A 10,721-nucleotide genomic window follows, 5' to 3' on the forward strand; every position below is an offset into this window, starting at 1 on the left:
GCGGGGTCGCGGCTGATGATGGTGGCAAGTTCGACATTGCCGACCGCCCCGTCGCGCAGGCGCTTCTGGAGAGCCGCGAAATTCGGGTCGAAGCGGCGGTTGAAGCCGATCATCAGCGTGGTCTTGTTCTTCTCCACCGTCTTCAGGCACTGCTCGATCCGCTCGACGGAGAGGCTCACCGGCTTCTCGCACAGCACCGCCTTGCCCGCGTTGGAACCCGCCTCGATCTGCTCGGCATGGAAGGGCGTGGGCGTGGCGATCAGGATCGCGTCCACGTCCTTCGCCTTGATGATGTCCTCGACGCTCGCGACCTTGGCGCCCACTTCGGCCGCAAGATCCTCAGCGGCCTTCGGCAGCGCATCCGCCAGATAGGCCACCATGGCCTTGCCCGAGGCGGCAATCGTCCGCGCGTGGACCTTGCCGATGCGGCCCGCACCCAAAACGCCAAAGCGTAACATTCGAGTTCTCCTAACTTGTATTGCTCTTTGTGGTTCTGCCGTGAAGCGACGGTCGTCGCCCTCAGCGGGCAGGTTTCTTCTTGGCCATTTGGCTCTTAAAGGCCTTCATTTCATCCTCAGGCGCCGCCACGAGATAGGGCGCGTCAGGCCAGGCACCGGAGTGAACCTCGCCCACCCACTGCTTGAAGGCGTCGATGCGCATTTCCTGAATGCGCGCGAACTCTTTTGCCAGATTTGCGTATTGCTTCGCGTGCCGTGGCACATGGCCGGTGTTGGTACCCAGTACGTCACAGGCAAAGAGATACTGGCAGTCGCCGCCCTTGCCGCCCCCCATCGAGACGAGGAACAGCGACGTTTGCTCCGCAATCTCCGCCGTCACCTCGGGCGGAACCACCTCGATCTCCACACCGAAGGCACCCACCTCCTCATAGCGCTTGCAGCGCTCATAGACGGCCATGGCGCTGTCTGCTGTCTTGCCCACGGCCTTGAAGCCGCCAGTCCATGTGCAGAAGTGCGGAATCAGGCCAACATGGCCGATGACGGGGATGCTTTCAGACGCCATTCTCTCAACCGTCTGGAAGGAGGCAGCACAATAGACGGCATCTGCTCCCGCCTCCATCATCCGGAAGGCCTAGCGCAGATAGTCATCGGTGGCTGCCGGGGCCGAATAGAGCCCCATGCCCGGCACGGCAAAGAGCGTCGGTGCCACGCTGCGAAACTGCTTCTCGACCATCATCTCGGGAGAAACCGACACCATATCGATGCCAGCGGCCTCAGCAGCGGCGAGCTCGTCCCAGTTCTCGACACGCATCATCGTGTACTGGTACTTGCCCTTGTTGGCGCGCACATCGGCGACGGTCGGTGGACGAAGGCGGGGCATATGGAGGTTCCTGGTTCTGGCGTGTTCAGTTCGAAGGGTACATCTGTCTAGGCAGCGGAGTCGCTATATTCGGCACCGGTCTTGGCGCCTGTGATATAGGCGACCACGTCTTCTCCGCTGGTCTCGGACTTGCTGAGGTTGGCGACGATCCGCCCGCGCCGGAAGACGACGATGCGGTCAACAAGGTCGAAGACCTGCCGCATGTTATGGGAGATGAGAATCAGCGGTTCGCCAGCCGCCTTCAGCGTGCGCACGATGTTTTCCACCTGCGCGGTTTCCTGGACTCCCAACGCCGCCGTGGGCTCATCCATGATGATGAGTTTGGAGGCGAAGGTCGCGGTTCTGGCAATCGCCACGCACTGACGCTGACCACCCGACATGTTGCGGATGGTGCTCGCGAGGTTGGGTATCTTGACCGCTGTGCGCTCCAGCGCCTTGCGGGTGGCCTCGCGCATGGCCTTGCGGTCGAGGATCGAGAAGGGCCCGAGGTTCCACCTGATCTTCTCGCGGCCAAGGAACAGGTTCGATGGCACGTCAAGGTCATCAGCAAGGGCGAGGTTCTGGAATACGGCTTCAATGCCGGCCTCGCGGGCATCGAGGGGACCTGCGAAGTTTACCTCGCGCCCGTCGAAGATAATCTTTCCGCGCGTCGGCTGCTCGACACCAGTGATCTGCCGCACGAAGGTCGACTTGCCCGCGCCATTGTCGCCCATGATCGCCACGTGCTCGCCCTTGCGCAGCTCGAATGTGGCATTCTCCAGCGCATGTACGCCGCCATAATGCTTGGTGAGGCCTTCCGTTCTGAGGACGATGTCGCTCATGCTCATTTCCCCCGCCCGCTGCGGCGCTGCCGGAATTGGTCGAGCACCACAGCACCCACGATGATCACGCCCTTCACCATCTCCTGGTAGAAGGCATCAAGGCGCATGAAGGTGAAGCCCGAGATGATGACACCGAAGATCAGCGCACCGAGCACGGTGCCGATGATTGAACCCCGCCCGCCGGCGAGCGAGACGCCGCCGATCACCGCCATGGCGATCGCGTCAAGCTCATACATGACGCCCATGCCGGCCTGTGCCGTCAGGTTCTTGGAGGTGAGGACGAGCGCCGCCACTGCCGCCAGCATGGAAGCGATCGTATAGACCAGCACCTTGTGGTGCTCCACCTTGATGCCGGTGATGCGCGCAGCTTCCTCATTGGAGCCGATGGCGTAGCAGTATTTGCCGTAGCGGGTGTAAGTCAGGATGAGGTGGAAGAGAATTGCGAGCGTGAGGAAGATGACCACGGGCATCATGCCCTTGCCGATCAGCGTGTAGTCTTCCACCGGGAAGGATATCGGTTTCCCCTTGGTGACCCATTTCGAAATGCCGCGCGCCGAAACCATCATGCCGAGCGTGGCGATGAAGGGCGGAATGCGCGTGTAAGCGATAATCATCCCATTGACGAGGCCCGCCAGCAGGCCGCAGCCCAGCGCCACCAGCACCGGCACGATCACCGGCAGATCCATCAGGCTCGGGTTGCCGAAGGCGGAGGTCGGGTTGGGGTTGCCGTTGACAGTGCCGGCCTGGGCGAAGGACATGGCGACCATCGCCGTGGCACCTACGACGGAGCCCGCAGACAGATCAATGCCGCCCGAGATGATGACCTGGGTCACGCCGATGGCAATGATGCCGACGATCGACACCTGCAGGATGATGATCTGCAGGCGCGCCTCGTTGAACAACGTGTCGAGGTTAGGGTTGGTATTGAAAAGGAAGCTGTCGCTCAGGAAGATGCGGCCGATCAACTCGAAGCCCACGACCAGCAGCACGAGGGCCAGAAACACATTGAGTTCGTTGGGCCAGCTCCGCTTGGAGCTGTCATAGGCCAAGCCGCCGGTACCTTGAACGGACTTTGTCACTCGTTCCTCCCCCTCAAGCCATGCCCGACGATGTTCAGCCCAGCAGGCCCTCGAGCGCAAGCCCGGTGAGCGCTGGGTCTGGCGGGATACAGAAACGGCCGGGCGTGGCGCTGTCAGCCACGCCCGGCGCGTTCAGGCGTCAGATTAGTTCTTCTTCTGGTAGTTCGCCAGATTGGCGGGCGTCACGAGTTCGAAGGGGATATAGACCTTCTTCTCGACATTCTCGCCCTTGGAGAGCTTGAGTGCGGCATCGAGAGCCCCCGCGCCCTGACCTGCAGCGTTCTGGAACACCGTTACGTCAAGGTCGCCTGCGGCCATGGCGGCCAGCGCGTCCTGCGTCGCGTCGATGCCGCCGACGATCACGCTCTTCATGTCGACACCCGACGCCTTCATGGCCTGGATGGCACCAATCGCCATTTCGTCGTTGTTGGCGATCACGGCGTCATACTGGGCGCCTGTCGAGATCCAGTTGGTCATCAGGTTCTGGGCCTGGTCGCGCGACCAGTTGGCTGTCTGCTCGTCGATGACCTTGAGTTCGACGCCACAATTGCCAGAAGCCATCACGTCCTTGATGTCCTGGGTACGCTGCACGGCGGCCTGGTTGGAGAGTTCTCCCATCAGGATATAGATGTTGGCGGTGGACTTACCGGCTTCCTTCAGAAGGCGGCAGACTTCCAGCGTCTCGAGCGTGCCTGACTCGACCTCATTGGAGGCAACGAAGGCCTGACCGTCCGGCAGCGTGTCAACGTTGATCGGCTGACGATTCACATAGACCAGCGGAATGTTGGCGGCGGCGGCAGCGTCCGTCATGGCCTGGGTGGCCGAGGTATCGACAGGGTTGACGATGATGGCCTTGACGCCCGAGGCGGCAAAGTTCTTGATCTGGTCAAGCTGCTTGGCGACGTCGTTCTGCGCATCCTCGACCTGCAGTTCAACACCTTCCATGCCCTTCGCCTGCTCGATCATGCCGTTGCGCAGCACGGTCAGGAAGTTGTCGTCGAAGAGCGCCATGGACACGCCGATCTTGTCGGCTGCCTGGGCAGATGTGGCCAGCAGGGCCACGGTGGCTACGGCAAACAGAAACTTCTTCATGGTTGGGTCCTCCTCCATTGGCGTCCGGCGGCGCCTTGTTGACCGGAAATCCCGTTTCGGGGATCTGCTGTGCCTCGGGGTGCGGGCCGTGCGGCCGGTCCCGGGCGTCTCACGCTGCGGTTTTCGCCACTCCGCTGCGGATGAAATCAATGCTTGCTCGCAGGGCGGGTTCGGCGCTGGCCAGCGCATGAACCTCGGCTGAGAAAGGTTCGAACGAGAGCGGGCCCGTGTAGCCGGCCGCCATCATGGCGCGGATCTGCCCGATATTGTCGAGCCGGTCTGCGGCATCGACCAGAACGCGGTGGGAGTCCCGCATGTCCGGCACGGAGACGCTGCGGTCACTGACACCCGAGATATGGATGAGCCCGGTCATGTCCGGGAAGATGTCAGCCTCGCCCGCGAGGTGATGGTGGAAGGTGTCATGGACGAGCCGGAACACGCCCTGGCCGCCAATGGCCTTGATGGCCTCGGCCGCTTCCGACTTGAGGCGGAGCGAGCAGATCTCGAAGCCCAGCGGCTCGACGAGGCCGATGAGGCCGCGAGACTGCAGGAGCGGTGCCAGCGCCTTCAGCGCCACACGGAGATTGCCCTGCCGCTCGCCGTTAGCGCGGCCAGTGCCGTCGTTCTTCGGAACGAGGACGAGGGCGCGCGCACCGCAGTCGCGGGCATAGTCAGCCAACTGGATCGCCTCTGCCTCACGCGCGGGCGTCCACTCATTGAAGCGCTGCAGCGCATTGATGGAGATGATGTTGATGCCGGCCGATTCTGCCGCCGCCTTGACCGATGCCGGGGGCGTGCCGTCGAGTATGGCGTTGCCGGTGAGGTCATTGCGGATCTCGACCTCGGTGATGCCAAGTTTCTGCGCCAGGGCGAAAAACTCGTCCAGCCTCATCCTGGGTGCGGCCATGTGGTTCAGCGCGAAGCGGATGCCTGCCACCATCTGTCTTTCTCCCATTCACGGTTCTCTGTCACGTCCCTGCCCTTGAGGGGCGGCGCCGGAACCTTGGTAAGAAGAAAGACCGCATCCGGGCCGGGTAAGTCAAATGAGATCGCCCGGATTTGCATCATTCCTGAGACATTCAGTTTCACAAAATGACAGATTCTATCAGAACCACGCGTTAGATGTTTTCGGAAATGAACAGATCATAGGGCAGGAAAAACTGCCCCGGTGTGTCGGCCGGGCCGCTTTCGATGGCCGTTACCATCAGGCCAAGCAGCTGCTGGGAAAGGCGCGAAAGCGGTGTCGCAATTGCAGCGGTGATGAGATTGTCGGCAAGGCCCGAGCGCGATTCCGCTGTAAGCTCATTGCAGACGGCGACTATGCCCCGTCCCGCACCCTCTTCGCGCAGTGCGGCGATGGCGCCCTCCATGCCACCTCCGGCGACATAGAAGCCGGCCAGGTCGGCATGACGCTGCATCAGGTGCAGCGTTGCCTCATAGGCGATCGACGGCGTCTCGAGATTGAGCAGCGTGTCGAGCAGCTGGAACTGCGGCGCATATTCACGGAAGTAGGAACGGAAACCGATCTCGCGCAGTTCATGCCCGTGAAACCGGCCGCTGCCGACGAAAATGGCGATCTTTCCGGGCTTGGCGATCCGCGAGATGATCCAGGCGGCGGAACGGCCCACCTTGCGATTATTGAGGCCGACATAGCCCTCCCGCACACCCGAAGCGAAGTCGGAGAGGAGTGAGAAGACAGGAACACCCCTCGCCTTCACCTCCGCCACCGCCGCACTCACCGTCGGATGGTCAATCGAGGCCATGGCGACTGCCCGGCAGCGCTGGGCGAGGTCCTTCAGCCGTGCCGCATTATCTGCCGGGTTCTGGGAGTCCAGGAACTCGACGGCGGGAAGCACCCTGAAGCGCATTTCATCAGTGCAGGCGGCGCGGATGGCGGTGGCGAAGTTCTGGTAAAACTCCTGCTCCGGACGCTGCAGCAGGAAGCCCAGCCGGTACTGTGACACCTCACGCTCGATACGCTGACGGATGAGGCCGGTAGCGTGATAGCCGATATCGCGTGCCGCATCATAGACGCGGCGGGCGGTTTCCTCCCGCACCGGAAGCCGCCCGTTGAGCACCCGGTCCACCGTGGCGACGGACACACCAGCCTTCTCGGCCAAGTCAGCGATCGTCGGTCTCTTTGCCATTCCACTGCAAGTCCTGCATGCTCTCCAAGAGAGTTTTTGATAGCATTTGATAGATTACATCACAACCTGTCTTGAGCACTCCGGGGATCGTGCATACCGTCTGGCTCACTCAAGGACTGAAGGAGAGCCGAATTGGACGCAATGGTGCACATGCGCGATTACAGCCTGACGGGGCCTGACGGCCGGCTTGCCGTCGAACGGGGCCTTGCCGCAGCCGAGTGGTACCATACCGACGTGCCGCGCAAGGACATGAAGGCGCTGATGCAGCGCTCCGACATGCCAGCGATTCGTGACACGGCTATCTGGCTGGGGCTGATGGTGGTCTTTGCAGCGGCAGCCTGCTGGCTTTATCCCTCGCTTTGGTCAATCCCGCTGTTGCTTGCCTATGGCGTACTCTACGGCTCTGCCTCCGACTCGCGCTGGCACGAGTGCAGCCACGGCACCGCCTTCCGCACGCAGTGGATGAACCAGTGGGTCTACCAGATCGCCTGCTTCATGATCATGCGCAATCCTGTCACCTGGCGCTGGAGCCACACGCGACACCACACCGACACCTACATCGTCGGCCGCGACCCCGAGATCGCCGTGATGCGCCCGCCCGTGCTGTTCAAGTTGGTTCTCAACACCTTTGGCATTCTCGACAGCTTCGATGCCATGACGAAGATGCTCCGGCATGCAGTCACAGGAAGCCTCACCAAGGACGAGCAGACATATGTGCCCGAGACCGAATGGGCGAAGGCAATCTCCGTGGCGCGCGTCTGGTTCATGATCTATGCCGCCACCATCGCGCTCGCGGTCTTTCTGCAGTCATGGCTGCCGGTGCTGCTCGTCGGCACGCCGCGCCTTTACGGCGCATGGCACCACATCATGACGGGCCTCCTCCAGCACGGCGGCCTGGCAGACAACGTACTCGACCACCGCATGAACTCGCGCACGGTCTACATGAACCCGATCTCGCGCTTCATCTACTGGAACATGAACTACCACATCGAGCACCACATGTTCCCTATGGTGCCCTACCACGCACTGCCCCGGCTTCACGCGCTGATCAAATCAGACCTTCCCGAGCCCTCGTCCTCGCAATGGGCAGCCTACAAGGAAATCTTCCCCGCCTGGCGCCGCCAGCTCCAGGGCCAGGACTACTTCCTGCTGCGCGCCCTGCCGCCGACAGCCCGGCCGTACCGCCCGGAACTTCACACCGATGCCGTGAATGCCTAGCTGTGGAACCTCAACAGGTTGTCCTGCCTCCAGGGGAACCGGCTGACGGGTGGTTGCGCGCTTCTTCGCCCTCATCGCCAATGACTGCATCCGCAGAGACATTCACCGCTCCACAGCCGCATTGGAAGACGACATCCTCACCTTCATCAAAGCACATAACGAAAGACCCAAGCCCTTCGTATGGACAAAGTCCGCCGATGATATACTCGCCACCATCAAACGTTTCTGCCTCAGACAACATCAAATCACTAAAGCTTCGGAATCAGAACGCTAGCCCGCGTCATCGTGGGCTAGCGCGTCAGCCGAACGGCACATGCCAGCTCTGCTCTTGATGCCTTGCAACAAGCCTTCATGAAGAGGAAACCTGTCAGCAAGGTTGGCCTCGTCCATCACTCGGATTGAGGCGGCCAATACCTCTCGATCAAGTATACCGAGTTATTGGCCGAGGCTGGCATCAAGCCATCAGTCGGCAGTGTCAGTGATTGCGACGACAACGCGCTCGCCGAAGCGAATAACGGACCCTGCAAGGCCGAAGTGATCCTCGGGCGGGGCCCCTGGCGTTCTTTCAAGGTCGTCGAGTTCGCAACACTGGAATGGGTCAACTGGCTCAATCACTGGTGTTTGCCCGAACCCATCGGCAACATCCCGCCTGCTGAAGCCGAGGGGAATTACTACGCAGCGACTGCGGCCAAGGACAAGCTGCCCATGGCCGTATAACTCAAGCCAAGAAGCCTCCGGCAATCACGGGCGGTTCAGCCGCGCCCCACCATGCCTGAGTTTCCTGTTACGCGACCAACGGATCAGCGGGGCTGGCCTTTCCTTTGCATCGCTTCGAGGAGCGCAGCGCCCAGGCTTCCGCCGTCCCGGGCTGCCGCTGACTTTGGAGCACCCGCTGCTACCGGTCTCTGCGCCTCGCGGGCACCGCCTGTTTGCTTCCGCGGCCTGCTGCCCTCCTGCACTGCCTCAGCACCATCCTTGCGCATCGTGAGGCTGATGCGGTTGCGCGGCATATCAACCTCGATGACGCGAACCCGCACGATATCGCCTGTTTTCACCACCTCGTGCGGATCCTTGACAAACCGGTCAGCCAGCTGGCTCACATGTACGAGCCCGTCTTGGTGGACCCCGATGTCGACGAAGGCGCCGAACGCGGCGACATTGGTGACCACGCCTTCGAGTAGCATGCCAGGCCTCAGGTCCTTCATGCTCTCGACGCCGTCCGCAAACGACGCCGTCTTGAAGCTTGGTCTAGGGTCCCTGCCCGGCTTCTCGAGCTCTCTCAGGATGTCCTCCACCGTTGGCAGGCCGAAGACGTCGCTCTCGTAGTCGTGCGGATTCAAGCTTCGGAGCATTGCCGTATCCCCCATCAGGCTGCGAACATCACGGCCGCTCGCTTCTACGATTTTGCGCACAAGACCATAGGTCTCCGGATGGACAGCAGAAGTATCGAGCGGCTCATCGCCGTCCCGGATTCTCAGAAAGCCTGCCGCCTGCTGAAAGGCCTTGGGCCCAAGGCGCGATACATTGAGCAGCTCTTTCCGGGAGCGGAACGCCCCGTTCATGTGTCTGTACTCCACGATTGCCTCCGCGAGGCCGGGTCCGAGACCAGACACATGTGAGAGGAGAGGTGCTGAGGCCGTGTTCAGGTCAACGCCAACTGCATTGACGGCATCCTCAACCACCGCCTGCAGTGAGCGGCCCAGCCGATACTGGTCGACGTCGTGCTGGTATTGCCCGACACCGATTGATTTGGGCTCGATCTTCACCAGTTCGGCAAGCGGGTCCTGCAGGCGGCGGGCAATCGACACGGCACCGCGCAGCGAAACATCGGTGTCAGGGAATTCGCGCGCTGCAAGTTCCGAGGCCGAATAGACGGATGCACCCGCCTCCGAGACTACGACCTTCGTCGGCGCCCTCACACCATTCGGAAGCAGAGCCAGTGTATCTGCGACGAATTTCTCCGTCTCCCGGCTTGCCGTGCCGTTTCCGATGGCAATGAGTTCGACGCCATGCCCGGTGATCAGGTTCAGCAGGGCGGCCTGAGCACCGCGAACATCGTTCTTCGGCGGAAAGGGATAGAGCGTCGCCGTGGCCAGAAGCTTGCCAGTCGCATCCACTACCGCTGCCTTGACGCCTGTCCGGATACCAGGGTCGAGTCCGAGCGTCCGGCGCGAGCCGGCGGGGGCGGCGAGCAGAAGGTTCCGGAGATTGCGCGCGAAGACAGAAATCGCTTCATCATGGGCTCGCGCGCGAAGATCACCAAGCAAGTCAAGCATCATGGTAAGCGACAGCTTCACCCGCCACGTCCACTTGGCAACGGCGCGGAGCCAAGCGTCACCTGGACCGTTGCCGGTGATGCCAATGGCGCGGGCGACAATGCCTGCCGCCCGATCATCGCCTGTTTCCGGATCGGCTGCGATGTCGATGCTCACGATCTCCTCCTTCGAGGCCCGCAACATCGCAAGCGCACGATGTGAGGGTACCGTGGCCCATGGCTCACGGTGGTCGAAATAGTCTGAGAACTTCGCACCCTTCTCCTGCTGCCCGTCCACGACCTTCGAGATGATAAAGGCCTCTTTCCTCATGAAGGCCCGGAGTTCGCCGAGAAGTACGGCATTCTCAGCAAGCCGCTCCATGAGTATGTCACGGGCACCATCAAGAGCGTCCTTGACCGTCCTCACCTGTTCACAGGAAAAACCTGAGGCCAAAGTCTCCGGCTCCGTGGCACGGTTCGTCAAGATAAGGTCGATCAATGGCTCGAGCCCGTTTTCCCGCGCGATCATGGCCTTGGTGCGACGCTTGGGCTTGTATGGCAGGTAGATATCCTCGAGCTCCGCCTTCGTGCCGGCCGCTCCTATGACGCGCTCCAACTCGGGGGTGAGTTTTCCCTGCGAGGCGATCGACTCCACGATTGCCTTGCGGCGCTCCTCAAGCTCCCGGAGATAAACCAGCCGTTCGGAAAGCTTGCGCAGCTGCGTGTCATCGAGACCGCCGGTCGCTTCCTTGCGGTAGCGCGCTATGAAGGG

Annotated in this window: 11 protein-coding genes and 1 pseudogene; 3 read left to right on the top strand and 9 right to left on the bottom strand. The window is 61.7% G+C overall.

Annotation, left to right across the window (positions count from 1 at the left end; all coding sequences use genetic code 11):
* The 8 genes from ACILRA_RS13280 to ACILRA_RS13315 form a co-directional block, all read right to left on the bottom strand.
* On the bottom strand, positions 1 to 458 hold a 458-nt coding region (locus tag ACILRA_RS13280; RefSeq protein ID WP_395662575.1), incomplete at its 3' end, for a Gfo/Idh/MocA family oxidoreductase.
* 61 nt (positions 459 to 519) lie between these two features.
* Complete coding sequence (locus tag ACILRA_RS13285; protein ID WP_395662576.1) at positions 520 to 1,080, bottom strand: 3-methyl-2-oxobutanoate hydroxymethyltransferase; 561 nt, start codon at positions 1,078 to 1,080, stop codon at positions 520 to 522.
* Positions 1,081 to 1,089: 9 nt separating this feature from the next.
* On the bottom strand, positions 1,090 to 1,338 hold the full coding sequence (locus ACILRA_RS13290; protein WP_395662577.1) for a hypothetical protein: 249 nt from the start codon (positions 1,336 to 1,338) through the stop codon (positions 1,090 to 1,092).
* Between the two features lie 47 nt (positions 1,339 to 1,385).
* Positions 1,386 to 2,159, bottom strand: a complete 774-nt coding sequence (locus ACILRA_RS13295) for an ATP-binding cassette domain-containing protein (RefSeq protein WP_395662578.1) — start codon at positions 2,157 to 2,159, stop codon at positions 1,386 to 1,388.
* Positions 2,160 to 2,161: 2 nt separating this feature from the next.
* The gene (locus ACILRA_RS13300; RefSeq protein ID WP_395662579.1) at positions 2,162 to 3,238 is read right to left on the bottom strand and encodes an ABC transporter permease; all 1,077 of its coding nucleotides are present in this window, start codon (positions 3,236 to 3,238) and stop codon (positions 2,162 to 2,164) included.
* Between the two features lie 144 nt (positions 3,239 to 3,382).
* On the bottom strand, positions 3,383 to 4,330 hold the full coding sequence (locus tag ACILRA_RS13305) for a sugar ABC transporter substrate-binding protein (protein WP_395662580.1): 948 nt from the start codon (positions 4,328 to 4,330) through the stop codon (positions 3,383 to 3,385).
* A gap of 109 nt (positions 4,331 to 4,439) precedes the next feature.
* Positions 4,440 to 5,267, bottom strand: a complete 828-nt coding sequence (locus ACILRA_RS13310) for a TIM barrel protein (protein WP_395662584.1) — start codon at positions 5,265 to 5,267, stop codon at positions 4,440 to 4,442.
* 181 nt (positions 5,268 to 5,448) lie between these two features.
* On the bottom strand, positions 5,449 to 6,477 hold the full coding sequence (locus ACILRA_RS13315; protein WP_395662581.1) for a LacI family DNA-binding transcriptional regulator: 1,029 nt from the start codon (positions 6,475 to 6,477) through the stop codon (positions 5,449 to 5,451).
* A gap of 141 nt (positions 6,478 to 6,618) precedes the next feature.
* Between ACILRA_RS13315 and ACILRA_RS13320 the strand changes: the two genes are divergently transcribed.
* From ACILRA_RS13320 to ACILRA_RS13330, 3 genes and pseudogenes are all read left to right on the top strand, one after another.
* Complete coding sequence (locus tag ACILRA_RS13320) at positions 6,619 to 7,695, top strand: fatty acid desaturase family protein (RefSeq protein WP_395662585.1); 1,077 nt, start codon at positions 6,619 to 6,621, stop codon at positions 7,693 to 7,695.
* A gap of 49 nt (positions 7,696 to 7,744) precedes the next feature.
* Positions 7,745 to 7,969, top strand: coding sequence for a hypothetical protein (locus ACILRA_RS13325; RefSeq protein ID WP_395662582.1), 225 nt, complete (start codon positions 7,745 to 7,747; stop codon positions 7,967 to 7,969).
* Positions 7,957 to 8,412: pseudogene (locus ACILRA_RS13330) on the top strand (DDE-type integrase/transposase/recombinase); the annotation flags it as partial. The gene ACILRA_RS13325 and the pseudogene ACILRA_RS13330, both read left to right, overlap by 13 nt.
* A gap of 83 nt (positions 8,413 to 8,495) precedes the next feature.
* Here ACILRA_RS13330 and ACILRA_RS13335 read toward each other — a convergent pair.
* The coding region (locus ACILRA_RS13335; protein ID WP_395662583.1) for a Tex family protein at positions 8,496 to 10,721 on the bottom strand (2,226 nt) is incomplete at its 5' end.

It is taken from the genome of Aestuariivirga sp. (genome assembly GCF_044239095.1).
Lineage (GTDB): Bacteria > Pseudomonadota > Alphaproteobacteria > Rhizobiales > Aestuariivirgaceae > Aestuariivirga.

Bases quoted from the DNA above. Each gene is read 5' to 3' on its own strand.
- ACILRA_RS13285 (WP_395662576.1), bottom strand. From the start codon at position 1,080: ATGATGGAGGCGGGAGCAGATGCCGTCTATTGTGCTGCCTCCTTCCAG.
- ACILRA_RS13295 (WP_395662578.1), bottom strand. From the start codon at position 2,159: ATGAGCGACATCGTCCTCAGAACGGAAGGCCTCACCAAGCATTATGGC.
- ACILRA_RS13305 (WP_395662580.1), bottom strand. From the start codon at position 4,330: ATGAAGAAGTTTCTGTTTGCCGTAGCCACCGTGGCCCTGCTGGCCACA.
- ACILRA_RS13315 (WP_395662581.1), bottom strand. From the start codon at position 6,477: ATGGCAAAGAGACCGACGATCGCTGACTTGGCCGAGAAGGCTGGTGTG.
- ACILRA_RS13320 (WP_395662585.1), top strand. From the start codon at position 6,619: ATGGTGCACATGCGCGATTACAGCCTGACGGGGCCTGACGGCCGGCTT.
- ACILRA_RS13290 (WP_395662577.1), bottom strand. From the start codon at position 1,338: ATGCCCCGCCTTCGTCCACCGACCGTCGCCGATGTGCGCGCCAACAAG.